The sequence below is a fragment of the Bacillus sp. FJAT-49711 genome (genome assembly GCF_018343715.1).
In the GTDB taxonomy this organism is placed as follows: Bacteria; Bacillota; Bacilli; order Bacillales; family Bacillaceae_C; genus Lederbergia.
The window spans coordinates 706,429-722,715 of record NZ_JAGYPL010000001.1 but is presented as its reverse complement, the minus strand read 5'-3'; the positions used below and the strand labels follow the sequence as shown (position 1 = coordinate 722,715).

Below are 16,287 nucleotides of genomic sequence, written 5' to 3'. Positions count from 1 at the left end.
ATCTAAACCAATCAAATTATCAATTTTAGCTAGCTTTGCTTTCCATTACAACGTTATCTAGTAAATGCTTCTTGAATAATACGATTTTGCTCTTTTTTATGAATAGTTGGATCTCCCTCAGAAGGACTAGAACGTCTCCGTCTTCCCGTATATTTAACATCTGCCCCTTTTGGTGCTACTCCTCTTAAATAAGGATCAACATGCATCCATCCACCCATATTTTTTGGTTCTTCTTGAACCCAAACAAGTTCTTTTACATTTGGATAACTAGCAAGAATATTTTCGATATCTTTTTTCGGGAATGGATATAATTGTTCTACCCTTAAAATATGGAGCCAATCTAAGTCAGATTCATTTTTTAGATGATCTTCAAGATCAATTGCCACTTTTCCACTGCATAGGACAATCCGCTCAACCGCTTCTTTATTTTGACCAAGGCCCGTTTGTTCAAGCACTTGTTTAAAGCCACCTTCTGTAAATTCTTCAACATTTGAAGATGCCAGTGGATGTCTAAGCAGACTCTTTGGAGTCATGATAACTAGCGGTTTTACACCATCTGTCCCAAGCGTCGCAGCCTGCCTTCTTAACAAGTGGAAGTACTGGGCGGAAGTTGATAAATTCGCGACAGTCCAGTTATTTTCTGCAGCACTTTGAAGAAATCTTTCGACCCTTCCGCTAGAATGTTCAGGCCCTTGACCTTCATATCCGTGCGGCAACATCATAACCAAGCCGGATTTCTGTCCCCACTTTGCTCTTCCTGATGAAATAAATTGATCAAAATAAACTTGGGCCATGTTGGCAAAATCACCAAATTGTGCTTCCCAAATGACAAGGGTTTCCGGTGCAAATACGTTGTAGCCATATTCAAAACCAACTACTGCAGCTTCCGTCAATGGGCTGTTGTACACAACAAATGAGGAATTAACATCTGAAAGATGATGCATTGGAATAAATTCTTCCCCTGTTTTTTCATCATGTAAAACAAGATTTCTTTGGGCAAATGTACCGCGCTGTGAATCCTGACCAGTAAAACGGATTGGAGTGCCCTCTTTTAAAATTGAACCAAATGCAAGCGACTCGGCATGTGCCCATTCAATTTTGCCTTCACCATCAAAAATATTCTCTCTTCTTTTCAAAATACGGCTAAGCTTTTGGAAAACATTAAAATTCTCTGGCCATTGCAATAATTCTGCGTTGATTGTTTTAAGTTCATCTTTGTTTACATTTGTCTTATATTGCTGTATACCATTCATAACGTATTCCGGTGGATTCATAGCAATATCCTGGTCTTCTTCTTTACCAGAAACAGCCGTATCATATTCTTTTTGCAAGCGTTCTTGTATATCGCTATCGATTTTAGAAATTTCTTCTTTTGTAATGATTTCTTTAGCTGCCAAACGTTCAGCATATATTTCTTTAACAGTTGGATGGCTTTTAACAATATTGTACATTAATGGGTTTGTCACCATTGGCTCATCCATCTCATTATGACCAAACCTTCTATACCCTATTAAATCAATGACAAAATCTTTATGAAATTTTTGTCTATATTTGTATGCTAAAATGGCTGCGGCAATCACTGCTTCTGGATCATCGGCATTCACATGGACAATCGGGATTTCAAACCCTTTTGCAATATCTGATGCATATTTTGTCGAACGAGAATCTGAACTTTCCGTTGTAAATCCAATCATATTATTCGCAATAATATGGATCGTACCCCCAGTGTTATAGCCTTTTAACTGTCCCATATTGAGCGTTTCCTGACCAATTCCTTCTCCTGGGAAAGCCGCATCACCGTGAACAGAAATAGCTACACAGCTCGCAACATCCTGTTCAGGGTATCCTGGTTTATTACGATTTTCTTGAGCTGCACGAGTATAACCATCAACGATTGGCCCTACAACTTCAAGGTGACTTGGATTATTCGCTAATGTAATTCTTGTATTTGCGGTACTTCCCCGCTTTAACCTGCGGTCAGCGCCTAAGTGATATTTTACATCCCCAGTCCATCCATATGTAATGCCAATCGAACCTTCAGAAGGTATCAAATCTTTATTAGGAGCGTGTTGAAATTCAGAAAAAATCATTTTATATGGTTTTTCCAGAACATGTGCAAGAACATTTAAGCGCCCACGATGCGCCATGCCAATATTAACCGTTCTTGTTCCAGTTTCAACAGTTAAACTAATAATGCGATCCATTAAAGGTACGAGTGTGTCCAGACCCTCTATTGAAAAACGCTTTTGCCCAACAAAAGTTCTGTGTAAAAACTTTTCGAATCCGTCCACTTCAGAAAGGCGATATAATAAATTGATGCGCTCTTCTTTAGAAAGTGAAGGATAAAAGCTTTCTGATTCTATTTGTTGCTGAAGCCAATTTTTTTCTTCTAATTCATGCACTTGATGATATTCAAACGCTAGCTTTTTTGTGTACACCTTTTTCAAATGGTTGATTGCATCCAAACCATTTTGTAAATTTGAAGGAGCATTTGGTGAAATGAAAGAAGCAGGTACGTATTTCAGATCTTCTTCAGTTAAATTATATTCTGAAAGCTCAATCCTTCTATTTTCTTTTGCTTTATCATTCAAAGGGTTAATATCTGCAGCTAAATGTCCATATGTACGAATATTATCTGCGAGCTTGACTGCAGCAACTATTTTACTGAGTAAATTTGGGTTAGTTGGAAGCTGGAAAGAAACATCAGCTTGCCCTTTTGTTGATTCTTCCTCAACAACAGAAGTAGGTGCACCCCATTGATCAAACAATTGTTTCAAATCAGGTTCAATACTATCTGGATCTGTAAGATACTGCTCATATACTTCAATGACATAACCAAGGTTTGGCCCAGAAAAATTATGCCAAGGTGTCCCTTGATATGAAGCCTTTTTACTCATTAGTGATACGCCTCCACCATTTCAACCATAATTTTTATTTTCATACAATATTCATAAAACTTTCGTGAAAAGCTCACAATCTCCATTTTATCATTGACAAACCTTAATATAAAGACTAAATGTTACTTTTCACGCTATTTTAGCTAATATTGTCGAATGAAATAGCCTGATTTACTTTGTTGCCTTTTAACCATATCAATCTTACTATGATTACTTAAAAATTCCAATGGTTTTGCTTATTGTTTTTCAATGTGATTCCCACCTAAGCCTACTTTCGCATATATTGTGAATAAGAAAAGCGAAAGCGCCTTATCCAACGACCGTCAAATTTCAGAGACGAATGATTTTGATAAAGAAAATACGATAGGTCCGATAGGATGTTGACAATACAAGCGAAAAAAGCAGGAAGCTTGGAGTCTTTAGGCACTCAACAAAATTACAAAAATCAAAAATGAAGACTTTAAAAAACATTGAATTTAAAGTCATTCAAGTTGGAGTGAGAACTATGTTTCCATGGGGGATGTTTCCTTTTAACGAAGATATTAAAAAGTTAACTGAACAATTGAATCCTTCAGACGTTCATTCATATGTTAATGACATGATGAAAAAGTTAATGAAAAATTCTCCAATGGAAAATATGACTTCACAACAAAGTAACAATATGAAAGATCCACAAATGACTAATCACGAACCCTCTGCTCAAGTATTCGAAACTTTCGATGATATATATATAAGAGTACATTTATCATCAGAAATTTCATTAAGTCAGCTAAGGATTTTTCATACGTCAAATCAAGCAATCATAGAAAACTTGCAAGGAGAAGGAAGCAGACAAGTATTTACACTACCTAGTCTAGTCAAAAAAAAAGGAGCTTCCGCTCAAGTTAAAAATCAAATATTAGAAATTAAAATCCCAAGAAGTGATGACCTTCAATATACAGAAATAACTGTTTCTGAAAAATTATAAACTCTTTATTGGTATGAGCTTTAGAAATTTCGCTTTCATATCTTGGGCGAGTTCAGGAATGGCAGCAACATAAGCTATTTCTTCAAAATTTTTGCGCTCATGGAAAAATAATTGATGTAGAACAGATATATTTAATCCTGGATTAGGACGTTCTTGAAGTTCAAGTCTTAATCCAGGTTCAATAATCCCCTCTTTTAACACTTTTGCAAAATATCCTGTTTTACCCGTTCGAATAATATTGTTCAGCATCCCTTTCATGTCATTAGAATGATCAATTGTAATACAGGGAATCCTTCCTTGAGTTATTTGTACAATGGCTGCACCAATTTGATAAATATCGCCAACACAAACATCACTTTCCAGCATATTCGTAACAGTCAGGTTCTCCCCAAACGCAGGAATATTAATGTTCTTCCCCGATTGCTGTTCCCACCAAGAATAATGTTCAAATGGATAAAAACAAACGGCTCGATCGTCCCCTCCATGGTTCTTCAAGTCCGCTACTCCATCTTGGGCAAACCCTTGCTTACGAAGATCGGCCGATTGCACTTGTTGTTTTCTTATACCCGAACGAAAAGATTGACCATTTTCATTACTAATTAATTGAGGAATTCCGATACTTACTGCTTCTATCTTCATCTCTCTATCCCTCCCATTAAATGCTCTATGTATAAAAGGATAAAAAACACCTATAAGTAAATATTAATCTTACTATGCTTGAAAGGAAATAGCCATGGAAAGACAAGTACATAATTCGCTTTTTTCACTGTTTGAAGAAAAAAAAGGAAGTAAATGGTCAATAATTGCTATTGCCTCCATTCCCTTAATTATGACGTTAGGAAACTCTATGCTTATTCCAATATTACCGCTGATGGAAAAGCAATTACATATTTCAAAATTGCAATCCAGTTTAATTATTACTGTTTACTCAATTGTTGCCATCTTTTTAATTCCAATAGCTGGTTTTTTATCAGATAAATTTGGAAGGAAAATAGTCATTATCCCTTCGCTAATAATAGCTGGTCTTGGCGGTATTCTTTCTGGCTGGGCTTCGTGGCAGCTAGACTCTGCTTTTACGTGGATCATTATAGGAAGAATCCTTCAAGGGATTGGAGCTGCAGGAGCTTTTCCAATTGTTCTTCCATTAGTTGGTGATATTTACAAAAAAGAAGAAGATGTAAGTTCGTCGCTTGGAATCATCGAAACAGCAAATACATTTGGTAAAGTATTGAGTCCAATTCTCGGTTCTTTAATAGCAGGAATAATTTGGTTTTTGCCTTTTTTCGCTATACCCATTTTCTGCTTTGTTTCATTAGTTTTAATACTGATTTGTGTAAAGAAACCAAAGGATGATGACCATCAGCTTTCTTTCGGAAGGTTTGTCAAAAATACAAAACAAATATTTAAAGAACATTGGAAATGGTTAATTGCTGTATTTATTATCGGGGCAATCATTATGTTTATATTGTTCGGCCTTTTATTTTATTTGTCATCCATCCTTGAAGACAAATATGGCTATGATGGAGTAAAGAAAGGTTTTCTACTCGCCATCCCCCTTGCCGCTTTATGTATAGCTTCTTTTATTGCAGGAAAGATCATTAAAGACAGTTTAAAAAAGATGAAATGGATTACTTTTTTTGGAATGGTTTTGGCAGGCATTAGTGTAGCGGCAACGATGTTTTCAGATCGTTTTATATATTTAATTATCGTAATTTTATTTTGCGGTATTGGGATTGGTGCATCGCTTCCTTGTTTGGACGCAATTTTAACACAAAGTATTGAAAAAGAAATGCGCGGAACCATTACTTCTATTTTCAGTGCTATGCGTTTTGCTGGTGTCGCAGCCGGTCCCCCTGTTATTGCTTTGCTAATGAAAGGAAACATCACCGATATGATTATACTATTGGCTTCCCTTAGTATAGTTGCGGCACTACTGGCCTTGAAGGCAATAAAACCTGAGAAAGAAAATAAATCAGTTGAAATGGAGCCAGTATTCGATTAATTGGAAAAACTTGTATATAATATATGTACTACAATGTAAGGAGTGTTGAGAATGGCTGTCAATGTTTATATGAATTTCAATGGAAATTGTCGTGAAGCTGTGGAATATTACGCTCAAATTTTTAACGTGGGAACTCCGGAAATTATGACTTTTGGAGAACAGCCGCCTCATCCTGATTATCCACTTTCAGATGAAATGAAACAGTTAGTCTTGCATGCTCGGCTTAATATTTTTGACAGTGATGTCATGTTTTCCGACACGATGCCAGGAATGCCTTTTACAGTAGGTAATAATATTACATTGGCGATTGTTAGTAAGAATTTGGATGAAATGAAGTCTGCATTCAACAAACTTGGTAGAGACGGAACGATCAACATGGAGCTTCAAGAAACATTTTTTAGTAAATACTATGGTCAATTAACGGACAAGTTCGGGGTTTACTGGCAATTCAGCTACGACAGCGAAGAGTAGTAAGGGAGTCGGATATGGAATGGTTTTCGTAATCATTCCATATCCTTTTTTCAGTTTTCGGCTAATAAGGACAGCTAACTTTTCCATTTTCATATCAGCTCCAAGAATAAATTAAGGAAAAAGAGCCTATTTGAACCAACCTTTCCTTCTAAACCAAATAAACATACCAATACCAATTAGCAGCATTGCAAACAGTGTTCCATAATACCCGTACTTCCAATGAAGCTCTGGCATATTTATAAAATTCATCCCATATATTCCCGCGATAAACGTCAATGGCATAAAAATAGTCGTAATAACTGTAAGAACTTGCATAATTCGATTCGTTTGATGTGCATTTAATGATAAATAACTGTCTCTTATATCCGTCGTTAATTCCCGATTTTCTTCAATCATTTCGGATAATTTAATTAAATGGTTGTGTATATCAGTGAAATATTCCATTTTCGGCCGAAATTCCTTTAGTCTTTCTGAATTTATTATGCGATATACAAGGTCTCTCATTGGAGAAATTACATGTCGTATGGAAAGAAGATCATGCCTAGTATCATAGAGGTCTTGTAATAGCAGACGCATTGGCCTACTGCTGGAATTTTCATCTATTTCATTTAATAAGTCTTCTATTTTTTCGACTATCGGAAAATAATTATCAACAATTTCATCAAGCACATGATATAAAACTTGGATTACATCCCAATTTTTAATATTTGTTGATTGTACAATACGGTTCCATACTTTTTCGATTTCTATTGAATTTTCTTGATGAAAAGATACAATAAAATGTTCTCCCAGAAAAACATTAACCTCTTCTCTTAATAGACTTTCCTCATTTATCGCCTGGGCAACAAAAAAGAAATGATCATCATAATAATCTAATTTTGGCCTTTGAATATTATTGATGCAGTCTTCGATCGCTAAAGGATGAAAGTTCAAGGGATTTTTTAATAATTTTATCTCATCTTCCGTCGGACGATCAAAATCCATCCAATACCAAAGGAAATCCCCTTCAATTAATTCGTTAATAGGTATATTCATTTGACATTCATGTTTTTTATTAATGGCAATAGTTTTAATCATTGCTACTCCTTTGTATAAGCTGTTACTAGTATTTTATCCTTTTTGCTTATAGGACACACTTTTTACGAATTATTACAACTAATCAGTGACTAAGTTGCAAAAACTCTGCACGAAAGAATTCCATAATAAATTCAAGGTCAAAATACTACTTTATAAAATACCCTGGTAGTTTAAGGCCAAATCAGAATAATGTATTTGTTTTTTGTAGAGTAAGAATGTGATAATATAGAATCTTATTATTAGACAAGATATGACAATTTTTATTTTAAAGATATTAATGGTTGAAATTCTAAAACTCACATGCTATTATCAATACCAATACTACATTTAGTGTTTTATTGAAAATACAATACTATATATTGAATTCTAACGAGTGAAGGCGCCCATTCAGGGCTTAAAAGGGAATCCGGTGAGAAACCGGAACTGTCCCCGCAACTGTAAATGCGTACGAACGGGAAATACCACTGTATTGATTTGCTTTACGGCTTCGATACGGGAAGGAACCCTACTAGGATGATGCATAAGTCAGGAGACCTGCCTTACTTGTCTGAGTTTCGATTCTTCGGGGACTGAGAAGATGAAACGATAGTGAAAGCCGTTACTTCATTTCCCTATCGTTTGATCCGCTCCCTTCCCGAGCGGATTTTTTATTTTGAAAAAAGGGTGATTAAAATGACGACTATATCGAAAGAACAAGGAAACCGTACACTAGCATTTGATAAAAATAGGTTAGAAGACTTTATTGCAAGGGTTACATCAATCAATTCAAAGGAATTTAAAGAAAAGATTTTTAGAAGCATTGAATCAAAAGACCAGTATAAAGCAGAACATATTACCTCCCTCCTTATCAAAACCGCATTGGAAAATGTCGATGAAGTTAACACCCAATGGACTTATGATGCTGCTAAGATCTATCTTCAAAGTTTATACAAAAAGGCAAGTGTCAACCGATCTTATGATAAAGAACTTAAATATGGTGATTTTTATGGACTTTTAAAATCACTTGCGGGCAAAGGAATTTACTCTCCAAATATATTAGAAAAATATAATAGAGAAGAAGTTAAAGAGTTATCAAAATTAATAGATCCGGATCGCGACTTATTATTTGATTATGTTGGCTTGCATACATTAGCCACAAGATATCTTGCAACAGATCACGAAAAAAATACATACGAACTCCCGCAAGAACGTTGGCTAGTTATTGCAATGCACTTGATGCAAGACGAACCATCTGAAAAACGTTCTCATCTAGTAAGTGAAGCTTATTGGGCTTTATCTAATCTATATATGACTGTAGCAACCCCTACCCTTGCAAATGCAGGACTTGCTCATGGACAATTGTCAAGCTGTTTCATTGATACGGTTGAAGACTCATTAATGGGAATTTACAACAGTAATACTGATGTTGCAAGGCTCTCCAAGGATGGCGGAGGAATCGGCGTTTATATGGGTAAAGTCAGAAGTCGCGGGAGTTCAATTAAGGGCTTTAAAGGAGCGTCTTCAGGCTGTATTCCTTGGATAAAGCAATTAAACAATACAGCAGTAAGCGTTGACCAGCTTGGTCGCAGAAAAGGAGCTATCGCTGTTTATTTAGACGTATGGCATGCAGACATTCTTTCCTTTCTAGATTTGAAATTAAACAATGGTGATGAAAGACAAAGAGCACATGATATTTTTACAGGTGTAAGTTTGCCAGACCTATTTATGGAACAAGTAGAGAGACGAGGAGATTGGTACTTATTTGACCCTCACGAAGTAAAGATTGTGATGGGGTTTGCCCTTGAAGACTTTTACGATGAGGAAAAAGGTGAAGGATCTTTTAGAGAAAAATATGAAGAGTGTATCCAAAACAATACATTAAATAAAATCAAAATACCTGCAATCAAAATTATGGCGAGAATCATGAAATCACAGCTAGAAACAGGAACACCATTCATGTTTTATCGTGATGAAGTAAATAGAAAAAATCCTAATCATCATGCTGGGATGATTTACTCAAGTAACTTATGTACTGAAATCATGCAAAATATGTCCCCTACTGTTCAATATGATGAAACAGTCGATGGCGACACAATCGTCACTTATAAAAAAGCAGGAGATTTTGTTGTTTGCAACCTCTCTTCTGTTAATCTTGGTAAAGCTGTACCTTCGGACGTATTAGAAAGGCTGATTCCTATTCAAGTAAGAATGCTCGATAATGTCATCGATTTAAATACGATTGATGTAAAGCAAGCAACAATAACAAATAAAAAATATAGAGCAATTGGATTAGGCACATTTGGGTGGCATCATCTGTTAGCACTCAAAAAAATTAAATGGGAATCACAAGATGCAGTTAAATTTGCGGATGAATTATATGAGCGCATCTCCTTCTTAACAATTAAAGCAAGTGTTGAATTAGCAAAAGAAAAAAGCTCATATTCAAAATTTGCAGGAAGTGATTGGCAAACAGGTAATTATTTTAAACAGCGTGGATATCTTGATGGTGAAAATGCAAACAATTGGAATGAATTAATGAAAGAGGTCGCGGAAAATGGTATTAGAAACGGCTATTTAATGGCTGTTGCTCCTAATTCCAGTACATCTGTCATTGCCGGATCGACTGCAAGTATAGATCCAATTTTCAAACCTTTCTATCATGAGGAAAAGAAAGATTATAAACTGCCTGTTGTTGCACCTGATTTAGACCACAATACGTATGATATTTATCGCCGTTCTGCTTATATCGTAGATCAGCGTTGGTCTATTCTGCAAAATGCAGCAAGACAACGACATATTGATCAATCGATCTCATTTAATTTCTATGTACCAAATCATATTAAAGCCCAAGTAATGCTTGATTTACATTTACAAGCATGGGATGCAGGTTTGAAAACAACCTACTACGTCCGTTCCACAGCATCGGACATTGAGGAATGTGTATGGTGCGAATCTTAATATGCTATGCCAGCTTTAGTGGAAATACAAAAGAAACTGCAGAATTAATCGCTGACATGTTAAAAGAAGATCATTGCGAAATAGAACTTTATAGAATTGGGACTGGAATAATACCAGATCCCTCCCTTTATGATGTCATGATGATAGGTTCCTTTACTTGGGCGAAAGGTTCAACCCCAAATGATGTGAAAGATTTCGTTTATGAAATAGGCTACAAACCTCCAAACGTCTTTGTTTTTGGAACTGGTGATACACAATTTGGCGGAGATGATTTATTTTGTAAAGCAGCAGAAAAACTTGCGAAATTTTATCATTCAACGTACGAACCATTAAAAATAGAACAAAGTCCAAGAGGCTCTCAGGAACTAAAAGTGACTGCTTGGGCGAAAGGAGTTATGAAACATTGTCAACTGTACTTGAAAAAGTAGTAATTCTAGAACCTATGAATCCGAACAAATCAACCGCGCTTTTTGGTGGAAAGGCAAGTGGAATTCTTAATTGGAATGATCTTGCTTACCCTCATTTTTACACTCACCGGGAACAAATTCGCGCACTTTTTTGGCGTGCGAGTGAAGTCGATATGTCAGCAGATATTAAACAGTTTCCAACTCTATCTGATGAGGAAAGAAATGCCTTTTTAAAAATTATTGGTCTGCTAGCAACGCTAGATGGACCACAAACAGATATAGCAGCTAGATTATCACATTATTCTACTGATCCATCTGTGAAATCGATTATGGCTACTATTGCCGACCAGGAAAGTGAACATAATCATAGCTATGCATATGTACTTTCTTCTGTAACTAATTTAATTGAACAGAACAATGCTTTTGAGACAGGCCGTAAAGATGAGATTTTGTTAAAACGGAACGAAAGAATTATGGATGTTTATAATGAGTTTGCTGAAAATCCTTCGATTTTAAATGTATTAAAAGCAATTGTATATACTTCTCTTCTTGAAGGATTATTCTTTTATTCTGGATTTGCATTCTTTTATAATCTCGCTCGCAACCAAAAAATGGTTGGGACTTCAACGATGATCTCTTATATTAACCGTGACGAGCTGCAGCATGGCCGTTTTATAAGTGAGTTATTTCGAGCTACACTTGCTGAAAATCCAGAGTACAATACAAAAGAATTTACCGAATGGGTATATGATCAGTTTAGACATTCTGTAGAACAAGAAACGATTTGGAGTAAGTATGTTCTTGGTGGGATTGACGGAATTGATTTGGTAGAAATGGAAGGATATATCAAATATCGAGCGAATAAAATGCTTAGACTCTTAGGGTTAAGCGATATATTTGAGGACTATACCGAAAATCCAATGAAATGGATTCGTGCGTATGTTGACAATTTTGATGACACAAAAACAGATTTCTTCGAGCAAAAATCGCGTCAATATACAAAAACTAGCGATTTGAATGGATTTGATGAGTTATAATTCAGTACTAGTTTAAAATGATATTCATTTCAAACTAAATTCAAGTAGATATGGAGTTTCAGTTGGACCCCTGCTGATCCGGACTTAATTCATGAAAATCATGATTTTCAACTCGAATTCATTCCATTTCGAACTAAACAAGTTTTTTTAATACAATATTCCAAAAGAAAAAACTGCCCCGAAAGGCAGTTTTTTTGTTTGTGAACTTAATTATAGTTTAACAACGTTTTCTGCTTGTGGTCCACGTTGTCCTTCAACGATTTCAAATTCAACTTGTTGACCTTCGTCAAGAGTTTTGTAACCTTCTCCTTGAATAGCGCTGAAATGAACGAATACGTCGTTTCCGCCTTCAACTTCGATGAAGCCGAATCCTTTTTCACTGTTAAACCATTTTACTGTACCTGTTGCCATGCGTAAAAACCTCCAAAAATTTTTTAATATGTTACTCATATTTACGGTGTAAATAAAAATTCACATATTATAAGCAATACCCACAATTAGGAGTAGATATTCATTATAACATGCGAATTTAACTCCATACATATTCATTGATATTAAATATTGCCAGGTAATACAGGATAAAACAAAACAATCTTTGATAATTCAAAACAACGAAAGCCCTTCCTCTCCCTCGTCCTTACGGTTCCTAGACCGTGCCAGTGGGAATTGTCTTAGCAAACAATGGTCAAATCCATTTAACCATTGGAGAAAAAGGATTCTATATTTAATACTATAAACTACTATTAAGTTCAAACTAATCATACATGAGATAAATATAAAAAGCAAGAAAATGGGCAAAATCTTTTTTCGCCTTTTTTCGCCAAAAAGTCCGATGGCTCTAAGGTTTACTCCACCTTTCTGACAAGAACTTTAACTATTTTACCCATTTACATTAGCTTTAAACATTAATACTAATATAATTTTTATTTAATTTATGTTATTTAGATTGTGCCTCTTTTTTTGTTGCTCTTTTTCGTTTTGCTGGTTGCTTTGCGGCGGGCTTAGTTCTATCGATTGAAGCTTGTAAAGCTGCCATTAAATCTGTCATTTGTGCTGCAGGTTCTTTTTCTTTTGCAGTTACAAGTTCTTTTCCGTTGCTCTTTGCTTCTATTAATTGCAATACTTTATTTCTATACTCATCCTCATAATGATCAGGCTTAAAAGTAGTCGTTAATTGATCAATCAACATTATAGCTGTATCGATTTCTTTTTTCGAAACTTGATCCTCTACGGGCACATTAGGTACATCTGATGCTTTACGCACTTCATCTGGATAATGAATTGTTTCCATAACTAGCGTATCATTATATACTCGTATAACTGCTAATTGTTCTTTTGAACGAATCATAATTTTCGCAATTCCTGCTTTTTCTGATAGAGTTAGGGCTTTTCGAAGAAGTCCATACGCTTTAATACCTCCCCCATCTGGTGACATATAATAACTGCGGTTGAAATAAATGGGATCGATTTCATTTAATTTTATAAAATCAATCATTTCAACGGCTCTTTCCCCGCTCGCATTGCTTAGCTCCTGTAACTCGTCATCCTCCAATATAACAAATTTACCTTTTGATACTTCATAGCCTTTTACAATTTCCTTTGTATCTAATTCTTGTTCACAGGCTGGGCAAATTTTTTCATATTTTATTGGTGTGTGGCATTTTTGATGGAGTGATCGAAACTTTACATCTTTATCCTCTATTGCTGCATGAAGCTTTATCGGAATATTAACAAGGCCGAAACTAATACTTCCTTTCCACATCGTATGCATAATCTCACCTCTATCATCATTTACTATAGTTTTTACTAATGAAAAAAATACATTCGCGTAGAATACTGAATGTGGTTATTAACTCGTGAGAGGTGTTCATTATGAAACCGATGCTTCCTACTTTAAGTTTTCATCCTCCGGAGGAAGGGAATTGGCTATATGAAATCAAATATGATGGTTTTCGCGGCATTCTAGAATGGACAGAGCATGATAGCTTTTTATGGAGTAGGAATGGGAAAAATTTAATGCCTCAATTTCCTGAGCTAAAGCATTTTTTAGATAAAAAACAGAAAGAAGCCTCTGCTTTTCTGCCTCTTATTTTAGATGGCGAAATTACGATACTCGAAAATGAACATAAAGCTAATTTTGGACAGCTTCAAATTAGAGGAAGAATGAAAATGAAGCAAAAAATAGAAGAAGCTAGCGAGATAAGGCCATGCAAATATTTAGTTTTTGACTTACTGTCAAAGAATGGCCAATCAACTGAACAAACAGCTTATAAAAAAAGAAAAGAATTGTTGTTATCCGTTTGCACGCAACTCGGCCTGCCATTGAATCCAGCTGTCGGCGATAAGGCGATTATGCAATATATACCTTCAACTACTGACTTTCAAGCAATTTTTAAAACGATGAAAAATTCTATGAGCGAAGGAATTGTCGCTAAGAAGTCCAATAGTAAGTGGTTAGAAGGCAAAAGGACGAATTCATGGATAAAAATTAAAAATTGGAAAACGGTCAGTTGTTTTCTTACAGCATATGATCAAAATAATGGTTTTTTTTACGTAGGAGTATATAAGGATGAAGAAATTTTTTCATTAGGCAATTTTATTAATGGGATGGATCCAGAAACAAAGTCCGCTCTGCGCGAGGCAATTACTAAAAACTCACATCATAAAAATGAAGGGTTTCTTTATATCCATCCGAGCATCTGTATCGAGCTTTATTATATTGAATGGAATGGTGAACAGCAGCTTCGGGAACCATTTTTCAAAGAAATACGCTTCGACTTGCATCCTGAAGATTGTACGTATGAAGGATTTTTAATCGCTGAAGCGGATTTCCCAAAAGAATTTGCAATCACGCATCCCGAAAAAATATTATGGCAAACACATTCAGTCACGAAATTGGATTTCTTACGTTATTTGCGAAAATGTTCTTCAATGATGCTGCCTTATTTGAAAAACCGGCCATTAACGTTAATTCGGGCACCTCATGGTGAATTTGGTGAGACCTTTTATCAAAAAAATCGGCCAGAATCGGCTCCCATTTTTGTAGAATCCATTATATATGAATCGAATGAAATGATTGTTTGCAATGATTTGAAGACATTGATGTGGTTAGGAAATCAACTTGCCGTTGAATTTCATATTCCTTTCCAAACCATCGATAGTGCATTCGTAAGTGAAATTGTGTTTGATTTAGATCCGCCTTCTCGCGATGACTTTCATTTGGCGATTAAAGCGTCCTTTATATTGAAAAAAATTCTTGACTCATTTTCCTTAAAGGCATTTGTAAAACTATCAGGAAATAAAGGGATGCAAGTTTATATACCTCTCCCGAACAACCGATTCACATGGGAAGAGACTCGTGTTTTCACAGAATTTGTAGCACAGTTTATGATCACATATGATCCTGACTCATTTACAATTGAAAGGCTTAAAAAGAATAGAAATGGCAAATTGTATTTCGATTATATTCAGCATGCAGAAGGAAAAACAATTGTTGCGCCTTATTCTGTCAGAAACCATTCAAAAGGGCTCGTTGCTGCACCTATTTTTTGGCATGAAATAAATGAAAATCTCAATCCTGCTGATTTCACGATTTCACATGTTATAGAAAGGATTCGTAAATGGGGTGATCCATTCTCGGCTTTTTTTACTTGCAAAGAAAACCAACCATTTGCAAAAAGCTTACAAATGATAAAGCAAGGAAAGCTTTTATGACTAATGTAAAAATACTACAAAACATAAAGATCGTTCATATTCTTTAATATTTGAATCTAAGATGACCATTGGGGTGCTTGAGGAAAAAAGCTTTTGCAGCCTTAACGGCATAATACCTTGGGAAACTTCCATGATTTTTCTTCCATTTTTTTTAATTACAAAATGATAAGCCATTTTATGAATTTGATAGCGATCTCTACCATTGTTAGCCCAATATTCTCGTTTATCTATTTTTGCTGCATTGAAGACTAAGCTTTCGTCATTTGAAAGTACTTTTATTCCTTGCTTATCTATATAAACATGCCACAATAAACTTTTTTTATGGTCCATAATCCTATATAATCTGCCGGAATGATTCTTTAACTTCCTTTCTTTTCCTTTTACTTCCATAATGGAAAAGCTGCAAAGTCCATTTCCGGAATATAATTTCCAATTATACGTAGAAGCAGGTGTTGGCATTATCATAAACAGTGTGGTGCTTTGTTGATTTAACATCTTTGGACTAGGCAAAGAATTACTCTTAAAGGAAAAATACACATATTTTAAAAATGAATAAATCATAAGAACCAACACAAAAATCCCCGCACTAATAGCAGGGAAAAATTGTGTAATTTTAATACTTGGTAATACAACCATAATGAACACGATCGTGCACAAAATTGTTTGATGACTATATAGTCGGGACATACCTGTATAATAATCCTTAATATTCATATGGCTCCCCCTGCTCTGCCGTGTGGAATCATTATATGATACGGAGGACAAGGATATGCTAGTT

At 35.3% G+C, this 16,287-nt stretch carries 13 protein-coding genes and 1 riboswitch; of the genes, 7 read left to right on the top strand and 6 right to left on the bottom strand.

Annotated features, from left to right (window positions below):
* Nucleotides 1-53 precede the first annotated feature (53 nt).
* Complete coding sequence (locus KHA96_RS03650; RefSeq protein ID WP_213127920.1) at nucleotides 54-2,897, bottom strand: 2-oxoglutarate dehydrogenase E1 component; 2,844 nt, start codon at nucleotides 2,895-2,897, stop codon at nucleotides 54-56.
* A gap of 451 nt (nucleotides 2,898-3,348) precedes the next feature.
* On the opposite strand from KHA96_RS03650, the gene KHA96_RS03645 reads away from it, so the two are divergent.
* Nucleotides 3,349-3,864 (top strand): Hsp20/alpha crystallin family protein, encoded by a 516-nt coding sequence (locus tag KHA96_RS03645; RefSeq protein ID WP_213127919.1) that lies wholly within the window; start codon nucleotides 3,349-3,351, stop codon nucleotides 3,862-3,864.
* Here KHA96_RS03645 and KHA96_RS03640 read toward each other — a convergent pair.
* Nucleotides 3,859-4,503 (bottom strand): MOSC domain-containing protein, encoded by a 645-nt coding sequence (locus KHA96_RS03640; RefSeq protein ID WP_213127918.1) that lies wholly within the window; start codon nucleotides 4,501-4,503, stop codon nucleotides 3,859-3,861. The genes KHA96_RS03645 and KHA96_RS03640 overlap by 6 nt on opposite strands.
* Nucleotides 4,504-4,597: 94 nt before the next feature.
* Here KHA96_RS03640 and KHA96_RS03635 point away from each other — a divergent pair, with 94 nt between their 5' ends.
* Nucleotides 4,598-5,866: an MFS transporter gene (locus KHA96_RS03635; RefSeq protein WP_213127917.1), complete on the top strand. Its 1,269-nt coding sequence runs from the start codon at nucleotides 4,598-4,600 to the stop codon at nucleotides 5,864-5,866.
* Nucleotides 5,867-5,917: 51 nt separating this feature from the next.
* The gene (locus tag KHA96_RS03630) at nucleotides 5,918-6,337 is read left to right on the top strand and encodes a VOC family protein (protein WP_213127916.1); all 420 of its coding nucleotides are present in this window, start codon (nucleotides 5,918-5,920) and stop codon (nucleotides 6,335-6,337) included.
* Between the two features lie 126 nt (nucleotides 6,338-6,463).
* Here the strand turns inward: KHA96_RS03630 and corA are convergent, their stop codons facing one another.
* Nucleotides 6,464-7,414 (bottom strand): magnesium/cobalt transporter CorA, encoded by a 951-nt coding sequence (gene corA / locus KHA96_RS03625; protein ID WP_213127915.1) that lies wholly within the window; start codon nucleotides 7,412-7,414, stop codon nucleotides 6,464-6,466.
* A 359-nt stretch (nucleotides 7,415-7,773) separates the two neighbouring features.
* Nucleotides 7,774-7,970: riboswitch (cobalamin riboswitch) on the top strand.
* 116 nt (nucleotides 7,971-8,086) lie between these two features.
* On the opposite strand from corA, the gene KHA96_RS03620 reads away from it, so the two are divergent.
* From KHA96_RS03620 to KHA96_RS03610, 3 genes are read left to right on the top strand one after another with little or no spacing between them, the layout of a single operon-like run.
* Nucleotides 8,087-10,351 (top strand): ribonucleoside-diphosphate reductase subunit alpha, encoded by a 2,265-nt coding sequence (locus KHA96_RS03620; RefSeq protein WP_213127914.1) that lies wholly within the window; start codon nucleotides 8,087-8,089, stop codon nucleotides 10,349-10,351.
* The gene (locus KHA96_RS03615; protein WP_213127913.1) at nucleotides 10,336-10,779 is read left to right on the top strand and encodes a flavodoxin; all 444 of its coding nucleotides are present in this window, start codon (nucleotides 10,336-10,338) and stop codon (nucleotides 10,777-10,779) included. The genes KHA96_RS03620 and KHA96_RS03615 overlap by 16 nt, the downstream gene beginning before the upstream one ends.
* A gap of 14 nt (nucleotides 10,780-10,793) precedes the next feature.
* The gene (locus KHA96_RS03610) at nucleotides 10,794-11,795 is read left to right on the top strand and encodes a ribonucleotide-diphosphate reductase subunit beta (protein WP_249315354.1); all 1,002 of its coding nucleotides are present in this window, start codon (nucleotides 10,794-10,796) and stop codon (nucleotides 11,793-11,795) included.
* 210 nt (nucleotides 11,796-12,005) lie between these two features.
* On the opposite strand, the gene KHA96_RS03605 is transcribed toward KHA96_RS03610, so the two are convergent.
* Both KHA96_RS03605 and ku read right to left on the bottom strand, forming a co-directional pair.
* Nucleotides 12,006-12,206 (bottom strand): cold-shock protein, encoded by a 201-nt coding sequence (locus KHA96_RS03605; protein WP_144919921.1) that lies wholly within the window; start codon nucleotides 12,204-12,206, stop codon nucleotides 12,006-12,008.
* 526 nt (nucleotides 12,207-12,732) lie between these two features.
* The gene (gene ku / locus KHA96_RS03600; protein ID WP_213127911.1) at nucleotides 12,733-13,566 is read right to left on the bottom strand and encodes a non-homologous end joining protein Ku; all 834 of its coding nucleotides are present in this window, start codon (nucleotides 13,564-13,566) and stop codon (nucleotides 12,733-12,735) included.
* A 101-nt stretch (nucleotides 13,567-13,667) separates the two neighbouring features.
* On the opposite strand from ku, the gene KHA96_RS03595 reads away from it, so the two are divergent.
* A complete protein-coding gene (locus KHA96_RS03595) occupies nucleotides 13,668-15,509 on the top strand; it encodes a DNA ligase D (RefSeq protein WP_213127910.1) in 1,842 nt (613 codons plus the stop codon).
* On the opposite strand, the gene KHA96_RS03590 is transcribed toward KHA96_RS03595, so the two are convergent.
* A complete protein-coding gene (locus KHA96_RS03590; protein ID WP_213127909.1) occupies nucleotides 15,510-16,223 on the bottom strand; it encodes a hypothetical protein in 714 nt (237 codons plus the stop codon).
* Nucleotides 16,224-16,287 lie beyond the last annotated feature (64 nt).

Bases quoted from the DNA above. Each gene is read 5' to 3' on its own strand.
- KHA96_RS03650 (WP_213127920.1), bottom strand. From the start codon at position 2,897: ATGAGTAAAAAGGCTTCATATCAAGGGACACCTTGGCATAATTTTTCT.
- KHA96_RS03645 (WP_213127919.1), top strand. From the start codon at position 3,349: ATGAAGACTTTAAAAAACATTGAATTTAAAGTCATTCAAGTTGGAGTG.
- KHA96_RS03640 (WP_213127918.1), bottom strand. From the start codon at position 4,503: ATGAAGATAGAAGCAGTAAGTATCGGAATTCCTCAATTAATTAGTAAT.
- KHA96_RS03635 (WP_213127917.1), top strand. From the start codon at position 4,598: ATGGAAAGACAAGTACATAATTCGCTTTTTTCACTGTTTGAAGAAAAA.
- KHA96_RS03630 (WP_213127916.1), top strand. From the start codon at position 5,918: ATGGCTGTCAATGTTTATATGAATTTCAATGGAAATTGTCGTGAAGCT.
- corA (WP_213127915.1), bottom strand. From the start codon at position 7,414: ATGATTAAAACTATTGCCATTAATAAAAAACATGAATGTCAAATGAAT.
- KHA96_RS03620 (WP_213127914.1), top strand. From the start codon at position 8,087: ATGACGACTATATCGAAAGAACAAGGAAACCGTACACTAGCATTTGAT.
- KHA96_RS03615 (WP_213127913.1), top strand. From the start codon at position 10,336: ATGGTGCGAATCTTAATATGCTATGCCAGCTTTAGTGGAAATACAAAA.
- KHA96_RS03610 (WP_249315354.1), top strand. From the start codon at position 10,794: ATGAATCCGAACAAATCAACCGCGCTTTTTGGTGGAAAGGCAAGTGGA.
- KHA96_RS03605 (WP_144919921.1), bottom strand. From the start codon at position 12,206: ATGGCAACAGGTACAGTAAAATGGTTTAACAGTGAAAAAGGATTCGGC.
- ku (WP_213127911.1), bottom strand. From the start codon at position 13,566: ATGCATACGATGTGGAAAGGAAGTATTAGTTTCGGCCTTGTTAATATT.
- KHA96_RS03595 (WP_213127910.1), top strand. From the start codon at position 13,668: ATGAAACCGATGCTTCCTACTTTAAGTTTTCATCCTCCGGAGGAAGGG.
- KHA96_RS03590 (WP_213127909.1), bottom strand. From the start codon at position 16,223: ATGAATATTAAGGATTATTATACAGGTATGTCCCGACTATATAGTCAT.